This window comes from Pseudomonas vanderleydeniana (assembly GCF_014268755.2).
GTDB classification, from domain to species: domain Bacteria; phylum Pseudomonadota; class Gammaproteobacteria; order Pseudomonadales; family Pseudomonadaceae; genus Aquipseudomonas; species Aquipseudomonas vanderleydeniana.
In genome coordinates, this window is record NZ_CP077093.1 from 3,839,547 (window position 1) to 3,856,793 (window position 17,247).

General features: G+C 62.7%; 13 protein-coding genes. 3 read left to right on the forward strand and 10 right to left on the reverse strand.

The annotated features are described in order from the left end of the window. Positions 1 to 78: 78 nt before the first annotated feature. The 8 genes from HU752_RS17290 to HU752_RS17325 form a co-directional block, all read right to left on the reverse strand. Positions 79 to 963: a MaoC family dehydratase gene (locus tag HU752_RS17290; RefSeq protein WP_186682818.1), complete on the reverse strand. Its 885-nt coding sequence runs from the start codon at positions 961 to 963 to the stop codon at positions 79 to 81. Positions 964 to 966: 3 nt separating this feature from the next. After that, positions 967 to 2,319 (reverse strand): 3-oxoacyl-ACP reductase, encoded by a 1,353-nt coding sequence (locus tag HU752_RS17295; RefSeq protein ID WP_186682816.1) that lies wholly within the window; start codon positions 2,317 to 2,319, stop codon positions 967 to 969. Positions 2,320 to 2,349: 30 nt separating this feature from the next. Next, positions 2,350 to 4,899 (reverse strand): acyl-CoA dehydrogenase, encoded by a 2,550-nt coding sequence (locus HU752_RS17300; protein WP_186682814.1) that lies wholly within the window; start codon positions 4,897 to 4,899, stop codon positions 2,350 to 2,352. A 211-nt stretch (positions 4,900 to 5,110) separates the two neighbouring features. After that, positions 5,111 to 6,553, reverse strand: coding sequence for an outer membrane protein transport protein (locus HU752_RS17305; RefSeq protein WP_186682812.1), 1,443 nt, complete (start codon positions 6,551 to 6,553; stop codon positions 5,111 to 5,113). 115 nt (positions 6,554 to 6,668) lie between these two features. Next, a complete protein-coding gene (gene praB / locus HU752_RS17310; protein WP_186682810.1) occupies positions 6,669 to 7,172 on the reverse strand; it encodes an alkane oxidation protein activator PraB in 504 nt (167 codons plus the stop codon). A 142-nt stretch (positions 7,173 to 7,314) separates the two neighbouring features. Further along, entirely contained in the window at positions 7,315 to 7,806 is a 492-nt protein-coding gene (gene praA, locus HU752_RS17315) for an alkane oxidation protein activator PraA (RefSeq protein WP_186682808.1), read from the reverse strand. A gap of 133 nt (positions 7,807 to 7,939) precedes the next feature. Beyond that, positions 7,940 to 9,217 (reverse strand): alkane 1-monooxygenase, encoded by a 1,278-nt coding sequence (locus HU752_RS17320; RefSeq protein WP_186682806.1) that lies wholly within the window; start codon positions 9,215 to 9,217, stop codon positions 7,940 to 7,942. A 273-nt stretch (positions 9,218 to 9,490) separates the two neighbouring features. Then, positions 9,491 to 10,483, reverse strand: a complete 993-nt coding sequence (locus HU752_RS17325) for an alpha/beta fold hydrolase (protein WP_186682804.1) — start codon at positions 10,481 to 10,483, stop codon at positions 9,491 to 9,493. A gap of 251 nt (positions 10,484 to 10,734) precedes the next feature. On the opposite strand from HU752_RS17325, the gene HU752_RS17330 reads away from it, so the two are divergent. The 3 genes from HU752_RS17330 to HU752_RS17340 are packed head-to-tail and all read left to right on the forward strand — an operon-like array spanning position 10,735 to position 14,057. Then, positions 10,735 to 12,294, forward strand: a complete 1,560-nt coding sequence (locus HU752_RS17330; protein ID WP_186682802.1) for a flavin-containing monooxygenase — start codon at positions 10,735 to 10,737, stop codon at positions 12,292 to 12,294. Beyond that, entirely contained in the window at positions 12,291 to 13,193 is a 903-nt protein-coding gene (locus tag HU752_RS17335) for an SDR family NAD(P)-dependent oxidoreductase (protein WP_186682800.1), read from the forward strand. The genes HU752_RS17330 and HU752_RS17335 overlap by 4 nt, the downstream gene beginning before the upstream one ends. A gap of 33 nt (positions 13,194 to 13,226) precedes the next feature. Further along, entirely contained in the window at positions 13,227 to 14,057 is an 831-nt protein-coding gene (locus HU752_RS17340) for a metal-dependent hydrolase (protein WP_186682798.1), read from the forward strand. A gap of 21 nt (positions 14,058 to 14,078) precedes the next feature. Here the strand turns inward: HU752_RS17340 and HU752_RS17345 are convergent, their stop codons facing one another. Continuing rightward, a complete protein-coding gene (locus HU752_RS17345; protein WP_186682796.1) occupies positions 14,079 to 15,230 on the reverse strand; it encodes an HlyD family secretion protein in 1,152 nt (383 codons plus the stop codon). Beyond that, positions 15,227 to 16,888, reverse strand: a complete 1,662-nt coding sequence (locus HU752_RS17350; protein ID WP_186682794.1) for an MFS transporter — start codon at positions 16,886 to 16,888, stop codon at positions 15,227 to 15,229. The genes HU752_RS17345 and HU752_RS17350 overlap by 4 nt, the downstream gene beginning before the upstream one ends. Positions 16,889 to 17,247 lie beyond the last annotated feature (359 nt).

Sequence of the window (17,247 nt, forward strand, 5' to 3'; positions counted from 1 at the left end):
GGTTTCAGGATGGCCTCGCCATCCAGCGCGGGCAAGCCCGCTCGCCACAGAACCCGCCCTGCAGGTTGTGCGGTGTGTTCAAGTGAGCGTGAGCACCCCACGCATGTGCGGCTTGTCTCCGGCCGCCGTGCGCACTTCAAAGGCCTGGCGTGATTCGCTGGACGGCACCTTCCACAAGGTTGCACTGCCGGGCAGGAACATCGGCAGCTTGAACTCACAGTCGAGTCCCGCCGCGTCCAACGCGCGGGGCGGCTGCTGCGCGGCCAAGGCCCGGCCAAGGGTCCACATGCCATGGGCGATCGGGCGCCTGAAGCCGAACAGCCGTGCGCCCGGCCACGAGGTATGGATCGGATTGTGATCCCCCGACACCCTGGCGAAACGCCGCCCGAGGTCCGCCGCCAGCGACCAGCGCTGGGTTCGGACCAGCGCCTGCTCATCCAGCTCCAGTTCGCCCTGCCAGGGCTCGCCGACCGGCGCGGCGACACCACGACGCAGGTACAGGCTCTCGCTCTCCCAGACCAGGCTGCCATCACCATGGGCCTGGCTGACGATCAGCAGCGCCTGCCCCTTGGGGTGCGCCACCCAGCGTTCGCAATGCACCTGCAGGCGCAACGCCTGGCCCTCCTGCAGCCGCCGGTACTGGCGGATCCGGTTGGCCAGGTGCACCATGCCGCTGGCCGGCCAGGGAAACGCCGGGCTGGTCAAAAGAAGCAGGTGCAGGGGAAACGCCAGGGTGTGCACGAACGACAGCGGCACGCCGTGCTCGCGGCGAAAACCGCAGGCCCGGGCGTATCGCTCGATGTCGGCGGCGCGCAGTTCCACGGCCGGTCTTACCAGCCGCTCCTGCGGCAAGGTCGGCACGCCTTCGACCTTGGCTTTGCGCAGGCTGCGCAAGCCGCCCCAGAGCAACCGGGCAGTCGACGGCACCGGATCGATGATACGCAGCGTCAAGTCCGTACTCATCGCTCAGGCCCCCAGCAGGCTTTGCCCGCACACGCGCACGACCTGCGCATTGATCCCACCCGAGGCCGGGTGCGCCAGCCAGGCGATGGTCTGCGCCACGTCCTCGGCCTGCCCGCCCTGGGACATGGAGTTCATCCGCCGCCCGGCCTCGCGGATCAGCAACGGAATCTTCGCGGTCATCTGGGTTTCGATGAACCCGGGCGCCACGCCATTGACCGTCACCTGCTGCCGCGCGGCCAGCGGCGCCAGGCTCTGCACCAGGCCGATCACCCCGGCCTTGGAGGTGGCATAGTTGCTCTGCCCAAGGTTGCCGGCGATCCCGGAGATCGACGACACGCAGACGATACGCCCACCGGGATTGAGCCCCTGGCCCTCGAGCAGCGCCGTGCTCAAGCGCAGCGGCGCCTCAAGGTTGACCGCCATGACCTTGCGCCAGGAGGCCTCGGTCATCTTCGCCAGGGTCTTGTCCTGGGTGATACCGGCGTTATGCACGACGATATCGAAGGCACCGTGTTCGCCGACAAAGGCCAGCAAGCGCTCGGCGGCCTGCGGTGCGGTGATGTCCATGGCCAGCGCCGCCCCGCCCAGGGAGCCGGCCACCTGCTGCAACTCCGCCTCCACCGGCGGAATGTCCAGGCAGACCACCTCGGCGCCCTCACCGGCCAGCACCTGGGCGATCGCCAGGCCGATGCCGCGGCAGGCCCCGGTGACCAGCGCCCGCCGCCCGGCCAATGGCCGCTGCCAGTCGATGGTCCTGGGCACATCCACCGGTTCGGCGATACGCACCACCTGGCCGGAGACATAGGCGGACCGGCGCGACAGGAAGAAGCGCAGGCTGCTGTCCATTTCCGTTTCCGCACCGGGCTCCACGTACAGCAACTGCACGGTGATCGCCTTGCGCAGTTCCTTGCCCAGCGACCGCACGAAGCCCTCCAGGGCCCGCTGCGCCACCGCCTGGGCCAGTTCCGCGCAGTGCTCCGGTGGCGTGCCCAGGACCAGCACGCGGCCGTGATGCGTCAGGCGCCGGACGTTGGCATGGAAGAACCGGTACAGCTCGTCCAGTTGAGCGATATCGGCCAGGCCGCTGGCATCGAACACCAGGCCCTGGACCTTGACCGTGGAGGGGGCCTCGACACTTGCCGGTGTGGCGGCGACCGTTTCGGTGGCAGCGAAGATACGCTGCAGTTCCCCCAACAGCCGCCCCTGGGACGCCGCCGCCAATACCACCGGATTGAGGCTGTTGCCCACCTGCCCCTGGCGATAGCGCTGCAGTGGCAGCGGTTGCGGCAAGCCGACCGACTGGGCCAGGCGCCGCCCCCAGGGCGAGTTGACGAAAGAAAGATAACCGTCAGACATGAATGAATTCCGTTCCAGAGCCGAGAAAGATCAATAGCTGCTGTCGTCAGCGACAGCCGTGCCTTCGTTGACCGCCGCGCGTCGCCTGGTGGCTGGCCTGGCCATCTGTTCGACATGCGCCTGGCGCCGCTGCAGGGCTTCGAGCAGCCCGAAGTCCTGCGGGAAGTCGTCGACCTGGATCGCATGGTCGCCATACTCGACATAGCGCCCGAGCAACTGGTCTTCCTCCTCGCTGATCAGTTGCAGCTCCAGCGCCTTGACGCGCCAGACCACAAAGGCCTCGCGGGAAATCGGCAAGGGGGCGATGGTCCCTTCGCGCACGGCTGACTTGAGGCGCGTCTCGATCAGTTCGACCTGGGGCAACAGGCGGAAAGCCAGTTCGCCATAGGCCAGCTTGTCGATGTCCGGTTGCGGGATATAGGAGTCAGCCAGCAGACGATCGCGGCTCGCACCCGGCTGTTGCACCAGTTCGGCGACTTCGCCGAGCAGGCGATCGGACGGCTTGCGCAGCGGGATACCGAACGGGAAGCTCAAGGCGCGAATCACCCGCGCGGCCGCCTTCGACGGGTAGTTGTCGAGCACTTCGGCCAATGCCTCATGCGCTTTCAACAAGGCATCCTGGGCAGCCCAATGCACCAGCGGCAGGTCGCCCTGCGGACGCCCATCGTCCTCGAAACGCTTGAGCACGCAGGACAGGATGTACAGCTGCGAGAGAATGTCCCCCAGACGGCCGGTGATGCTCTCCTTGCGTTTCAGCGCACCGCCCAGCACGCCCATGGAGATATCCGAGGCCAGCGCCAGCACCACCGACAGCCGTTCGACCTGCTGGTAGTAGGTCGCCAGCGACTTGTCGGTCCTGGCCGGTGCCTTGAGCAGGCGTCCCCCACTCAGGCCATGAACGAGCGCCCGTACGGTGTTGGCCACGACGAAGCTGATATGGCCGAACATCGCGCTGTCGAACGCCTCCAGCCCGGCGCGGCCTTGCGCGCGGGCGGCTTCCATTTCACGGAAGACATACGGATGGCAACGAATCAGCCCCTGGCCGTAGATGATCAGGCAGCGGGTCATGATGTTCGCGCCTTCCACGGTGATCGCGATCGGGCTCTGCTGGTAGGCACGGGCCAGGAAGTTGTTCGGCCCCATGCAGATGCCCTTGCCGGCGACGATGTCCATGCCGTCGTTGACCACCGCCCGGGCGCGTTCGGTGACGTGGTACTTGGCAATGGCGGAGATCACCGAAGGTTTCTCCCCGGCATCCAGCGAGGCCACCGAGACCTTGCGCACCGCATCGCAGGCATACAGGTGCCCGGCCATCCGTGCCAGCGGGGCCTGCACGCCCTCGAACTTGCCGATGGGCAAGCCGAACTGCTTGCGCATCGCCGCATAGGCGCTGGTGCCCCGTACGGCGATCTTGCTCAGGCCGACGTTGGCCGAGGGCAGCGAGATCGCCCGTCCCGCAGCCAGGCACTCCATCAGCATGCGCCAGCCGTTGCCAACCTGGTCACGACCGCCAATCACCCACTCCAGCGGGATGAAAACATCCTTGCCCTGGGTCGGACCGTTCTGGAACACCGCGTTGAGCGGCCAGTGCCGGCGACCGGTCTGTACGCCCTGATGAGTGGTCGGAATCAGCGCGCAGGTGATGCCCAGGCTACCCTTGTGTCCGAGCAGCCCCTCGGGATCTTCGGCACGGAAGGCCAGGCCGAGAACCGTGGCGATCGGCCCCAGGGTAATGTAGCGCTTGTCCCAGGTAACCCGGAAACCCAGCACTTGCTCGCCTTCGAACTGGCCCTTGCAGACCACCCCGACATCCGGGATGGCCCCGGCGTCGGAACCGGCGTAGGGGCTGGTCAGGGCGAAGCACGGGATGTCCTCGCCACGCGCCAGGCGCGGCAGGTAGTGCTGGCGCTGGGCCTCGGTGCCGTAGTGCAACAGCAGTTCGGCCGGGCCGAGCGAGTTGGGCACCATCACCGAAATGGCCGCCGCCGAGCAGCGGGTCGACAGCTTCATCACCACCTGGGAATGGGCGTAATGGGAGAAACCCTTACCGCCGTATTGCTTGGGGATGATCATGCCGAGAAAGCCGGCGTCCTTGGTGTATTGCCAGGCCTGGGGCGACATGTCCTGCCAGACCTGGGTGGTTTCCCAGTCATTGGCCATGTCGCAGAGGGTTTCGACCTCGTTGTCGAGGAACGCCTGCTCCTCTGCGCTCAGGCTCGCCGGAGCCGCCTTGAGCAGGCGCTCCCAGTTCGGCTTGCCACTGAACAGCTCGGCATCCCACCAGACGGTACCGGATTCGATGGCCGCGCGCTCGGTGTCGGACATCGCCGGCATGATCTGCCGGAACAGCGCCAGGGCCTTGCTGCTGAGCAGGCTGCGGCGCAAGGGTTTGATCGCCAGCACCAGGGCCGGCAGCAGGATCAGGATTGCGGCCACCGTCGCGCCCAGCGGGGCAACCACATTGAACACATAGCCAACAGCCAGCCAGGCAGCGGCAATACCGAGCCAGAGAATCGCTGCAGCTTGTCGATAGGCGAGTACGAGGGCGGCAAACAGCCCTGCCAATAACCATACCATCATGGAATACCTCTCTCATTACGTACGAAACAACCAGCGAGGGCGGCATTGAGCGCCTTCTCGAAGATCACCTTACAAATGAAGCGAACGCGTTTCAAATTTTATTTTTAAATATTTATTTATTTTTTGGGCAAAAAAATGAGGCCGAACGGATTCAGCCTCAGTGAGCAGTAAAAGGAGTGAAAATGCGCGCTCAGATCACATCAATGCAGCGTCAGAAACGGTATGTCGCCGACAGGCTGACCACTTCGCCCTTGCTATTGACCTTGCCATCCAGAGAGGCACCGCCGAGACGGTCCTGATTCTGGGTCTTGAGTTTGACTTCCTCCACAAACTGGCGCGAATAAGCTCCGTCAACACTCAAGCCCGGTATTGCCCTGATCTCATAACCGAAACCAAGAGATGCAAACCAGCGATCGCCATCGGGAATCCGCGGATCGCGAGTCGAGTTACGTGTCGGAGTCTGGTCACGCGCCACACCCGCCCGGAAGGTGAAGTCATCAGTAACCTTGTAGTCCCCCCCCAGAGAAAGCATCCACGAATTTTTGTAGTTATAGGGAATGGCAACAAGGGTATTGCCATCGGATTTCAATGTCAGGTCCTTGAATGACGACCACTCGGTCCAGTTGACACTGGCGCCCAGAGTGAACCGATCACTGAACTGATGGACCCAATCAAGCCCCGCAGTGGCCGGGATATCCAGCTGGGTCGAGGCATTGGCTCCATCGGGGAAAAGCTTGAGCCCAGGGTACGCAAACTCGACCAGCGTCTGGCCTTGAGGCCCGAAAGGCTGGGTCATGAGCTGCCTGGAAGCCTCATCCGCGTAGATGTTGTATTTGCCCTCCATCTTATTTTTGATCTTGGCGTGATAGTTCAGGCCGATTGTGTCCACCTCGGTCGGTTTCCAGACCACGCCGGTAAACCAGCCAACCGAAGTATTATCTACCTTCACCCGGATCAGGGACTGCCCTACACCTGCTGGAAGCGGTACTCCACCGAAGTTGGGAGAGAGAGCAGCCGCAGCAAGAAGGTCAATGTTCTGACTAACGAAACCACTACTGTGCTGGACGATGACACCACCACCCAACGAAAACTGATCGTTCACTTTGAACGAAAGAGAGCCGGTCAACCCAACCGTTTCAATCTTTGTATCTACCGCAAAATCACGCCCTTTCCAGTCATCATCCCAAGTACTTTTCATCCCCTGTGGCACAACCTGACTCAGGCCAAAACTTAGCCGATCATTGATTGGCATCACCAGGAAGCCGGTCGGTAACCAAGCTGTAAAGCCTGCCTGGCCTCCATTGCCGGTGCGATCGTGATAGACAGGATCTCCTGTCAGCGGATCACTCGTGGTGTCGGAAGTTGGCCGACCGCTATAGTCCTTGGCCGTCCCCTTGTACTTGATACTGATTCGCGCATAATCAACGGTTTGCTGCACGACTGCCTGATCGATAAACGCCATGGCAGCCGGGTTGTTGAATGCAGCGGATGGATCGTTCTTGAACAGCGAACCACCACCAAAGGCCCGCCCCCAACCTGGCGCACCATAAGTCGGCGTCTGGAACCCCCCCGCCTGAACCGAACCGGGTGCCATTATGCTGCCCAGCAATGCCAGTCCTATCGCTACATGCAATTGCTGCTTCTTATTATTCATGCCCCACTCCTTATTATTATCTACCACTTCGCCGTAGCGCTTGTTGCTCGACAGGCACCTTTTGCAAGATGCCTGTCTTTCCGCGGGTGATCAGCCCTTTACCGGAGTATCAACATCAAGGCGTGATGGTGATGGTCGGAGCGCTGACCGAGAGCGAGGTCACGGTGCAGCTGCCGCTCAGAGCCTGGTTGGTAGCGCTCAGAGTGCCGCCGACCGAACCGGAGCTGGCCCAGTTCACGTTGATGGTGCTTGGGCCGCAGTTGGTAGCGGGCAGGCTGCTGATGGTGTAGCCCACGTTGGCGATGGTGCCGGTGGTAGCGGTAGCTGCCGTGATCACCCAGCCTGGAGAAGGCAGGTTCTTGAACTGTGGCAGTTGGCACAGACCGCTGCCACTGGCCGTGCTGAAGCTGGTGATCGTGGCAACGCCACCCGAAACGGTACCGCTAGCCACCACGGGGCAGGTCACCGGAGCCTGGAACGACGAAGGCGACTTGACAGTGATGCTACCGGTGGCAGAGAACGGACCATCAGGGCCGATGGTAGCGGCAGAAGCCATGGATGCAGCACCCATGCAGACAGCGATTGCAGTTGCAGACACGAGAGTTTTGATGCCTTTCATTGTTGTTTTTCCTCACATGTATGGCGATTCATTTCGCCGGGGTTAATGGCCTTTTGAGACGACACGGAGTACCGCAACCACGACCGAGCTTCCCTTTCAGCCAAACTTCAAGATTCCTGGTGTTGCCTGGATTGCCGTCGACTCAGGGAACAACCCGAAAAGTCGGCGGCATCTGGATCGAAACCGTCTTGATCGTGCAACCGCCATCGAGCGCCACATTGGCCGCCTGGAGCTTGCCGGTGCTGTTGTTCCAGCTGCCCTCGGCGGTGGTCGGCCCGCAATCACCGCCCACCAGCGGCGCATGCACGGTGACCTGGATGCCCGACATCGCCCCGCTGGTCTCATCCTTGGCAATCAGCTTCCAGGGCAGATGCGTGGCCTCGACCTGGCCACACTTCAAGCCGCCGTCGAAACCGACCTTTTCCACGCTGACATAGCTGCCGTCGGCACTGATCCGGCCACTGACCTGGATGGTGCAGTCGGCACTGATGATGCTCTTGGTGAAACTGATGGGGCCCTTGGCGGTGAACTCGGCATTGGCCGGTTCGATACGTGCCGCGGCAAAGGCCGGGGCCACCAGGGAGATCCCCAGCAGCGCGGTCACTACACGTACGGTCAACAGAACTTTCTGCATGGCTGACATCCTTCCCATTACTTATTGTTTTTATTCGTCAACTTTCCTTGCCTGGAGCGAATGCCACTGAAAGTGGGCAAGCCGCTCCCGTCATGCACACTTTGCAAGTGAGCACGCCATACAAACTTTCAAGTCAATCGGTGTAGCGAGTACCGTACTGGCGGAGCAACTGCTTTCGCTTGGAGGGCTGCAGGTTCGCCAGGCGCACATCTCCCGAATAATGCGCCAGCACCCGGTGATCCATCAGCCGCCGCCACAGGAACGGCACGTAGGCCCAGACGATCATGCTCGCGTAACCGTAAGGCAGTTGCGGCGACTCGTCGAAATGACGCAGCGCCTGGTAACTGCGGGTCGGATAGGCATGGTGATCGGAGTGGCGCTGCAACTGGAACAGAAAGATGTTGGTGACAATACGATTACTGTTCCAGGAGTGCCGTGGGGAACAACGCTCATAACGACCATTGGGCAACTTCTGACGCAGCAGGCCGTAGTGCTCTACATAGTTCACCACTTCAAGCAGCGAAAATCCGTAGATGCCCTGGATCACCAGGAAAGGAATCACCGTTACACCCAGCCAGGCAATCAACACACCCCACAGCACCACACTGAACAACCAGGCAGTCAGTACCGTGTTTTTCCAGTGCACGGCAGGCAGCCCCTGCTTGTGCAGACGCTCGCGCTCCAGATGCCAGGCCGAGCGCAGGCTGAACCAGACGGAGCGTGGCAGGAAGACCCAGAAGCTCTCGCCCAGGCGCGAGCTGGCCGGATCCTCCGGAGTCGCCACCCGCACATGGTGGCCGCGGTTGTGCTCGACGAAAAAGTGTCCATAAAAGGTCGGCGCCAGGGCCACCTTGGCCAGGAACTGCTCCAGCGGCTTGGTCTTGTGACCCAGTTCGTGGGCAATGTTGATCGCAATGCCGGTCGCGGCCCCCGTGGACATCGCCATGCCCAGGTAGGTGAACCAACCGATAGTGCCATGCACCTGCGCACGCTCGGTGATATAGCTCATGGGCCCGGCCAGCCCGCCCTGCAGGTGATGGGCCTGGGCCCACTGCATCAGGCCGCCACCGATGATCCAGTCGACACCCCCGGCTGCCATCCAGGCCGTGGTGACCACGGACAGGCACATCAGGGCGACACAGGAATAGATGATCCAGCGGTAGTAGGTTTGTTTCTCAAGATCCGGAACGATGGTTTCCGGTGGGTTGCTGCGGTCTTCGCCGAGCAGGCCGTCGATCATCGGAATCAGGCCGAAGATCACCACCACCCCGCTCCACCACAAGGTTTGAACACCGGTGGCAAGGGCAAAGATTCCGGACAATACTGGTGTCGCCATGGGCAAGGCGCCAAGCCACCACAGGTGACGCTTGCCGTCAGTCCAGATACCAGGTGCGGCTACGGTGGAATTCATGGCAACCTCCGTACAGCCGTCATGGACAGCATCACTACGGACGAAACCGAAACACAGATCGAGTGCCGCGCCAGACGGCGGGCAGGAGTAGACAGACAAAATGCTTCAAAAGGCGTTATTTTCATTATTCTAACCGCTCAATTGCATTTTTTAAAAAAAACATTCAAAACGTTTTTTCAAAAAACTAGCCCGATTTCGATAGCTCGTCAACTATTTTTTTGACGTCATTTTGAATGTCGCTCGTGGCGCAGTCCGGCACACCTGAAACCCACCTCAGGAAAGCGTTGCTGCCGTCGTTTCGTGTTGCTGGGGAACACCTTGTTGCTCGTTTGCCCGAGCGGCGACGGCACGCACCATGGCCACCACCGGCTCGACCGCCGTGACCGGCAGCATGTGCCCTCGCCCCTCGAGAATGTCCATTTGAATACCAGGTACCAGGCTCGCCATCGACTCGCCGTGCCGGCGATAGTCCAGCACCTCGTCCTGCGCGCCATAGATCAGCCCGACCGGTAGATCCAGCTGCGGATAGCGCCTGACCATCCGCGGCAGATCGTCATTGACCGTGGCGATCTCGCTGGAAGCGCAATAGAAGTTGCCCGAACGCATGCCCAGCAGGCCACCGCCACGCTCGGCGAAGTCCGCCGGCGGGCGCTCGGGCGCGAACACCGCCTTGAGCAGCCCACCCCGCCCGAGCATCGCCATGGGCGCAGCCAGCGTTCGGGCAAACCAGCGCCTGATGAAGGCGGGCCTGACGCCCAGTGACAGGAATACCAGGGGCAACATGCGCTGCGGATGGGTCAACGGGGCCACCAGCACCAACCCGGATACCCGCTGCGGGTGATCGAGCGCCAGGGCCAGGGCCAGTGCGCCGCCCAGTGAATGGCCGAGGATCAATGGTCGCCCCAGGTGCAGGGTTTCGATGAAACGGGCAATCAGGCTGGCCTGCGCCGTGATGCTGACCCCTGCGCCTGGGGAGCGGCTCGAGTAGCCGGAGCCGGGACGATCCAGGGTGATCACCCGGAACTGCTCGCGTAACCGTGGCGACAGCGAGTGGGTCAGGTTGCGCCCACAGCCGGTCAGGCCATGGATCATGACCAGCACCGGTCCACTGCCTTCATCCACATAGTGGATGCGCTCGCCATCGACCTCGATGAAACGCCCATCGGCCGGTACCGCCTCTTCGATCCGCCGATCGATACGAACACTGGTGGCCCAGAGTCCAGCACTGCCCAGCACGAAAGCGACCGCTGCTACGCCCCATCCCATCACTTGGCCCTCCGCATCCCTGCACCTCTCCAGGCGCCGGTATTGGCACCTGCCATGGCGATCTCCTGGCATTCGCTGCCTCCCATCGGTCAGGTAAACCGCCTGATCAGCACAGACCCCTGGCGTCGGAGATATTTTCAGGTAAATTATTTAAATTAATTTTTAAAACAAATAATTTAATTGTGCAACACCGGGTTTTCTCCCAGCGACGAAACTGACAGTCAGGCGTCGCCACAATCGAGGTACACACCATGAATGCGTACTCGTCACCCCCCGTAGGCCGCGAATCGGTCGATGTCGCGATCATCGGTTCCGGCTTTGCCGGGCTTTGCATGGCCATCAAGCTGAAAGAGGCCGGGATGGCCGATTTCTTCATTGCCGAACGGGCTGATTCGCTCGGCGGTACCTGGCGGGACAACCACTATCCGGGCTGCGCCTGCGATGTGCAGTCCCATGTCTATTCCTTTTCCTTCGCCCCCAACCCGCACTGGAGCCGGCAGTTCGCCCCCCAGGCGGAGATACGCGCCTACCTGGAGCGCTGTGCCCGCGACTTCGGCCTGACGCCCCACCTGCGCTACAACATGGCCCTGGAAAAAGCCGTGTACGACGAAGCGCAGCAACGCTGGCAACTGAGCTTCGCCGACGGGCGCGAGGTCAGTGCCCGGGTGCTGATCAGCGGCATGGGCGGGCTGTCGCGCCCGGCGCTGCCAGACATTCCGGGGCTGGAGAGCTTCGCCGGCAAGCGCTTTCACTCCCAGTACTGGGATCACCAGTACCCGTTGGAAGGCAAGCGCGTCGCGGTGATCGGTACCGGCGCCAGCGCGATCCAGTTCGTGCCGCAGATCGCTCCGCGCGTGGCTCACCTGAGCCTGTTCCAACGCACGCCACCGTGGATCCTGCCCAAGCCCGACCGTCCGTTGTCCAGCGGCGAACGCTGGCTGTTCAAGCACCTGCCGGTGACCCAGCGCCTGGCCCGTTCGGCCATCTACTGGGCGCTCGAAAGCCGGGTCATCGCCTTCGCCCGCCATCCCAGGCTGATGAAGCTGGTGCAGAAGATCGCCCTGCGCCACCTGCACAAGCAGGTAGCGGCACCGACCCTGCGCAAGACGCTGACGCCCGACTACACCATCGGTTGCAAGCGCATCCTGATCTCCAACGACTACTACCCGGCCCTGACGCGTAGCCATGTGAAGGTGGTGACCCAGGCGATCCAGCGCATCGAGGCCGACGCCGTGATCACCCGCGACGGCGTGCGCCACCCGGTCGACTGCCTGATCTACGGCACCGGTTTCCAGGCCACCGAGCCCCTGCCCCACGGCCTGCTGATCGGCCGCAACGGCTTGGATATCATGGAGGCCTGGCGCGAAGAAGGCGCTCATGCCTACCTGGGCACCTGCATGCCCGGCTACCCCAACCTGTTCATGATCATCGGCCCGAACACCGGCCTGGGACACAATTCGATGATCCTGATGATCGAGGCCCAGGTCGACTACATCCTCCAGGCACTGAAACAGATGCGCGACCAGCGGATCCGCGCCCTGGAAGTCCGGCCGGAGGTCGAAAGCCAGTACAACAGCCGTTTGCAACAGCAACTCAAGCGAGCAATCTGGTCCACCGGTGGCTGCCGCAGCTGGTACCTGGACCCACGCACCGGCAAGAACACCACCCTGTGGCCCGGGTCCACCTGGCGCTTTCGCCAGGTCACCCGGCATTTCGCCCTGCGCGACTACCTCACCGTCGGCGACAGTTTCCAACACCCTGCCGACGCTGCGCCCCTCCCTATCGAACCCGCACAAGGCAGCCACTCATGAAGACATTCGACGGCAAGGTAGCCGCTATCACTGGTGCCGGCTCCGGCATGGGGCGTGCCCTGGCCATAGCCCTGGCCCGCGAGGGGTGTCATCTGGCATTGGCCGACCGGAACGCCGCCGGCCTGGAGCAGACCCTGGTCCTGGCCCGTTCTGCGGCACTGCTGCCCCTGCGCATGAGCTCGCAGGTGCTGGACGTCGCCGACCGCCAGGCGATGTTCGACTGGGCGGCGGCGACGGCCGCCGAGCACGGCCAGGTCAACCTGATTTTCAACAACGCCGGCGTGGCGCTGTCGAGCACCATCGAGGGCATGAGCCTGGAGGACCTGGAGTGGATCGTCGGCATCAACTTCTGGGGGGTGGTTCACGGCACCCAGGCCTTCCTGCCCTACCTCAGGCAGTCAGGTGAGGGGCACATCATCAACACCTCCAGCGTGTTCGGCCTGTTCGCCCAGCCCGGCATGAGCGGCTACAACGCCAGCAAGTTCGCGGTGCGCGGTTTTACCGAGGCGCTGCGCCAGGAGCTCGACCTGATGGACTACGGCGTTTCGGCCACCAGCGTGCACCCGGGCGGCATCCGCACCGATATCGCCCGCTCCAGCCGCATCAGCGACAACGTCAAGGGCCTGCTGATCGAAAGCGAACAACAGGCCCGGGCCGATTTCGAGAAGTTGTTCATCACCAGTGCCGAACAGGCCGCCCGAGTGATCCTGCAAGGCGTGCGCAAAAACCGCCGCCGCGTGCTGATCGGTCGTGACGCCCATGCACTGGACCTGCTCGTGCGCCTGCTGCCCAGCGCCTACCAGGCCCTGGTGGTGTTCGCCACCCGGCGCCTGTCGCCGCTGGGCCGGCGCAAGAACAAGGCCGCGAGCTACGACGTCAAGGACTCGGGCGGGATCTGACCGCCCTCAACCGATCTTTCAGGAGAACCAGCCATGCTGCCGATCCGACGCGACATTCACCCGCACCTGCCAGCCGACCGCATCAAGGACTGGCACGCCGAGGGCCCCTGGGTCACCCACTTCTTCAACGCCCTCTCCCTGCTGTTTCCTTCCGGCGAGCTGTTCTTCATGGACAGTGTGCGCCACTACCGCGACCAGGTGGAGGATCCGCAACTGCGCAAGGCGATCCAGGGCTTCATCGGCCAGGAAGCCATGCACAGCCGCGAGCACGTGCTCTACAACGATCTGCTGCAGGGGGCTGGACTGCCGGCGCACCTGCTCGATCGACGCCTGCGCGCCATCCTCGACTTCCAGAAGAAACACTTTGCGCCGTCGTTCAACCTGGCGATCACCATCGCCCTGGAACACTACACGGCGATGCTCGCCGACATCCTGCTGCGCGACCCGAGCCGCTTCGGCGATTCGGTCGAAGGCTACCGACAGATGTGGACCTGGCATGCGCTGGAGGAAACCGAGCACAAGTCGGTGGCCTTCGATGTCTGGAATACGGTGATCAAGCCGGGTCCCAAGCGCTATCTACTGCGCACCGGGGCGATGCTGTCGACCACCTTTTTTTTCTGGCTGGTGGTGTTCGACTTCCATGTCCGCCTGCTGATCGCCGACCGCAAGGCCGGGCATCACCTGCGTGGCTGGTGGCGCATGGCCAAGTACCTGTTCGGTACACGCGGGGTGTTTCCACGCATCGCACTGCCCTGGCTGGACTACTTCAAGCCGGGCTTCCACCCCTGGGATCATGACAACCGCGAACAGCTCAAGCGCATCGATGGGCTGATGGAGGATATCCGGGCACAGGCCGCCAAATAGCCAATCACGGCGGGGGGAGGCTCAAAAGGCCTCCTCCTCTACCGCCTTCACCTCGCTGCGCGTATTGATGCTCACCACCACCGACATCCCCGGTCGCAACCGCTCGGCCTGATCCTGGCCCGGATCGACAGTGATCCGTACCGGCACCCGCTGGGCGATCTTGACGAAGTTGCCGGTCGCATTATCGGCCTGCAAGAGACTGAACTCCGAGCCCGTGGCCGGCGAAATCCGCTGCACCCGACCGCTGAACCGACGGTGATCGAGCGCATCGACCGTAAACGTCACGGCCTGCCCTTCACGCACCTCGGCCATCTGCGTCTCCTTCATGTTGGCGATGACCCAGCGTCGCTCCGGCACCAGCGCCATCAACTGCGCCCCCGAGTTCACATAGGCGCCAAGGCGCACGCCAATCTGCCCCAACTGCCCGTCCCGGGGCGCGACCACCCGGGTGTTGGACAGATCGATGCGAGCCAATTCGACCGCGGCCTCGGCATTGGTCACCGCGGCCTCCAGCGAGTCGCGGTTGACCACTACCGTCTGCAGGTCCTGCCGGGAAATCTCCAGCGCCGCCTCGGCCTGGGCGATGGCCGCGAGGGTCTGCGCATGATCGGCACGGGTCACGTCCAGCTCGCGACGGGACACCGAACCATCGGCGATCAGTGCCTGGTTGCGCGCCAGGTCGGCGTCACTCTTGCGCGCCTGGGCCTTGCTGTTCTCCAGGGCCGCCCGGCGCTGGGCGATGGTCGCCTCGGCACTGCGCCGCTGCTGCAGGTTGTTCGCCAGGGCCGCCTTCTGTACCGCCAACTGGGCCAATGACTGGTCCAGGCGCTGCTTGTAGATCCGGTCATCCAGGCGTACCAGCAGGTCGCCCGCCTTGACGTGCTGGAAGTCCTGCACCGGCACCTCGAACACGTACCCGCTCAACTGCGGGCCGATCAACGTCACCTGCCCTCGCACCAGCGCGTTTTCGGTGCTCTCGATGGCACTGCTGAACGGCGGCAGTTGCCAGGCGTACAGCACGATCAGTACGCCGGTCAGGGCGATCGCGGCAAAGCCCAGCGACGAAATGATCCGAACCCGCAACGAGCGCGGCTCGGTCGCCGAGGCACCGGGAGGTGTCTGGCCCTCGGCCGTGGCGGCAATGGCATTGGTGGTGGTGACGGATTCGCTCATCGTGGTGTGGCACCGCTGCTGGAGATGGAAGTGGAGGTCTTGCCGGCGACCCGCCGCGTGGTGCTCATCAGCCACAGGCTGCGGAGGAAGATCCACAGCATGGTCAGCACCGCGATCAGCGCGATCAACATGAACACATCGTTATAGGCCAGTACGTTGGCCTCGCGGGTCGCCGCCGTGGCCAGCGCGCGCATGCCCTGGGTGGTACGCAGCGCCGGGTCGAAGATCGTCGAGGCATAGCCGGCGGCCGAGCCCTGCACCCGGGCGGCCACCAGCGGGTCGCTCAGGGTCAGGTGCTCGACGATGCTACTGGAGTGGATTTTCTCGCGCACCACCTGGAAGGTCCCCAGCAACGCCGAGCCGATCAGCCCGCCGAGGTTGTTGCAGATCCCGAAGAGCACGGAGAAGCTCACCAGGTTGCGCGGGTTGGTGATGACGTTGCGGGTGCCCAGCGCCATGGTCGGGCCGACGAAAAAGGTGCCGCCGAAAGCCAGCAGGAACTGGCTGAGGTACATGTTGGCCGGACGCGTGAGGTTGTTCGAGAAGCTGTCCATCGAGGAGCCCAGCGCCATCAGCGCCAGGGAAATGATCAGTGGCATGAACAGGTGGTCCGGGTGAATGGTCAGAGCACTGACGGCCAGACCGGCGATGCTCCCCACCAGCATCACCATATAAAGGCTGCGCATCTGCTCGCTGCCCATGTTCAGCGCTTGCAGGAACCCCACCGCACCAGTGGACTGTTCGGAAAAAACCAGGCGAATCAGGATCACCGCCAGCGCCAGGCGGATCATCGCCCCGCTGCCCAGCCAGCGGGTCATCAACATCGGATTGCTGCGGTTGTGTTCGATGGCCAGCCCGGCCAGGATCAATGCGATCGATGCGGCACTGGCGAAACCGATCCACGGCGCCTCCAACCACCAGTCGATACGTCCCAGGGACAACACCGCGCACAGCAACGCCACGCCAGTGGCGAGTACCGCAAAAGTGAGGAAGTCCAGTTTTTCGAAGGTTCTGAAGCGGTCACCCGGCGGCAGCTTGAGCAGGAACACGCACCCCAGCGCCGCCAGCGCCAGCCCCAGTTCGAACATGTACAGGCCTCGCCATTCGGCGATCTGCAGCAGGTCCTCGGAAAACAACCGGGCCAGCGGCAAGGCCAGCTGCGAAGTGCCCAACCCCAGCACCAGGGCCTTGAGCCGCCATTTGGCGGGAAACGCCTGGATCATGTAATAAAGGCCGAGGGAGCTCAGAGCGGCACCGACCATGCCATGGGCGGCACGGACCGCAATGGCCGAACTCAAGTCGTTGACGAACAGGTGGCCGAACGTCACCAGGGCGTAGAGGACCAGGAACACCTCGGTGAAGGCGCGCAAGCCAAACTGTTGACGGAACTTCACCAACAGCAGGTTCATCGAGACGTTGGTCATCACATAGGCCGCCGGCAACCAGGCCATTTCCGCCGTGGTGGCACCCAGCGCGCCCTGCAGGTAAGGCAAATTGGCCACCACCAGGGCGTTGCCCAACCCGCCCGTCAGCGCCACCAGCAGCCCGACCATCGCATAAGCCAGGCGCCTGGGCGTCGAATGCAGGGGCGTCGAGGGTGAACCCGGCAGGCTGGGACGTTCGTGGGGCTGCCAGTTGCGCGGCGTGTATTGATTCATCCAGGCGTCCCGAATACAAAATCTGTTCGCAGATTACTTATTTTCGTACAGCACTGGGAGCCTGCCAGAAAAATCCTTATGCTCGAAGCGGTTACGGCCCAATTGAGCAAAAAAACACCAACTGCAAGTCAAAAAGCGTTACAAGTTTTCACATCCACCCGATTTCCTGAATAAAGCCTGTCTATATGTCAAAAAGGACACGTTGTTGATCTATCTTTCATAGGCTTTTCACATATCTACGTTTAACGTAGGCTCCGTCCAGGACCTTACGTCAGGGAATTGATGAAAATCATGAAGATAACGCTGCTTTACTCCTTTACCTTTTGCGGTTTTGGGCTTTAATCGCCGGATGTTCATCG

Bases quoted from the DNA above. Each gene is read 5' to 3' on its own strand.
- HU752_RS17335 (WP_186682800.1), top strand. From the start codon at position 12,291: ATGAAGACATTCGACGGCAAGGTAGCCGCTATCACTGGTGCCGGCTCC.
- HU752_RS17325 (WP_186682804.1), bottom strand. From the start codon at position 10,483: ATGGGATGGGGCGTAGCAGCGGTCGCTTTCGTGCTGGGCAGTGCTGGA.
- HU752_RS17305 (WP_186682812.1), bottom strand. From the start codon at position 6,553: ATGAATAATAAGAAGCAGCAATTGCATGTAGCGATAGGACTGGCATTG.
- HU752_RS17300 (WP_186682814.1), bottom strand. From the start codon at position 4,899: ATGATGGTATGGTTATTGGCAGGGCTGTTTGCCGCCCTCGTACTCGCC.
- HU752_RS17340 (WP_186682798.1), top strand. From the start codon at position 13,227: ATGCTGCCGATCCGACGCGACATTCACCCGCACCTGCCAGCCGACCGC.
- HU752_RS17345 (WP_186682796.1), bottom strand. From the start codon at position 15,230: ATGAGCGAATCCGTCACCACCACCAATGCCATTGCCGCCACGGCCGAG.
- HU752_RS17290 (WP_186682818.1), bottom strand. From the start codon at position 963: ATGAGTACGGACTTGACGCTGCGTATCATCGATCCGGTGCCGTCGACT.
- praA (WP_186682808.1), bottom strand. From the start codon at position 7,806: ATGCAGAAAGTTCTGTTGACCGTACGTGTAGTGACCGCGCTGCTGGGG.
- HU752_RS17350 (WP_186682794.1), bottom strand. From the start codon at position 16,888: ATGAATCAATACACGCCGCGCAACTGGCAGCCCCACGAACGTCCCAGC.
- praB (WP_186682810.1), bottom strand. From the start codon at position 7,172: ATGAAAGGCATCAAAACTCTCGTGTCTGCAACTGCAATCGCTGTCTGC.
- HU752_RS17320 (WP_186682806.1), bottom strand. From the start codon at position 9,217: ATGAATTCCACCGTAGCCGCACCTGGTATCTGGACTGACGGCAAGCGT.
- HU752_RS17330 (WP_186682802.1), top strand. From the start codon at position 10,735: ATGAATGCGTACTCGTCACCCCCCGTAGGCCGCGAATCGGTCGATGTC.
- HU752_RS17295 (WP_186682816.1), bottom strand. From the start codon at position 2,319: ATGTCTGACGGTTATCTTTCTTTCGTCAACTCGCCCTGGGGGCGGCGC.